General features: G+C 37.0%; 1 protein-coding gene. It reads left to right on the plus strand.

Features of this window, described 5'->3' with window-relative positions:
* Positions 1–13 precede the first annotated feature (13 nt).
* Positions 14–439, plus strand: a complete 426-nt coding sequence (gene nuoB, locus EJ063_RS21895; protein WP_500691451.1) for an NADH-quinone oxidoreductase subunit NuoB — start codon at positions 14–16, stop codon at positions 437–439.
* Positions 440–568: the final 129 nt, after the last annotated feature.

Below are 568 nucleotides of genomic sequence, written 5' to 3' on the forward strand. Positions count from 1 at the left end.
AGTAACAATGAAAATGGCTCCTTCTTTAGTGCGATTATATGAACAAATGCCTGAACCGAAGTATGTTATTGCTATGGGAGCCTGTACAATTACAGGGGGGATGTTCAGTACCGATTCTTATAGTACTGTTCGAGGAGTYGATAAGCTAATTCCTGTRGATGTCTATTTGCCGGGYTGTCCACCTAAACCRGAGGCWGTTATAGAYGCTATAACAAARCTKCGTAAGAAAATAKCTMGAGAAATCTATAAGGATCGAATTAGACCTCAACAGGGTAATCGGTGTTTTACTACCAATCACAAGTTTYWYGTTGKACGCAGTMCKCATAYTGGAAATTATGATCAAGRAYTACTCTATCCACCATCATCTACTTCAGAGATCTCTACTGAAACATTTTTTAAATACAAAAGTCCAGTATCGTCCCACGAATTAGTGAATTAGGGAGGCTTTTAGAGAATCAGAAAAAAATCTTCATAAATTAGAATTAACGGTAAATGTGAAATACTTAATTTTATATAAAAAAGGTGTGGGGGAAATAAAAAAGATGCAGGGCACTTTGTCCGTTTGGCT

The organism is Vibrio aquaticus, assembly GCF_003970385.1.
GTDB classification, from domain to species: Bacteria; Pseudomonadota; Gammaproteobacteria; order Enterobacterales; family Vibrionaceae; genus Vibrio; species Vibrio aquaticus.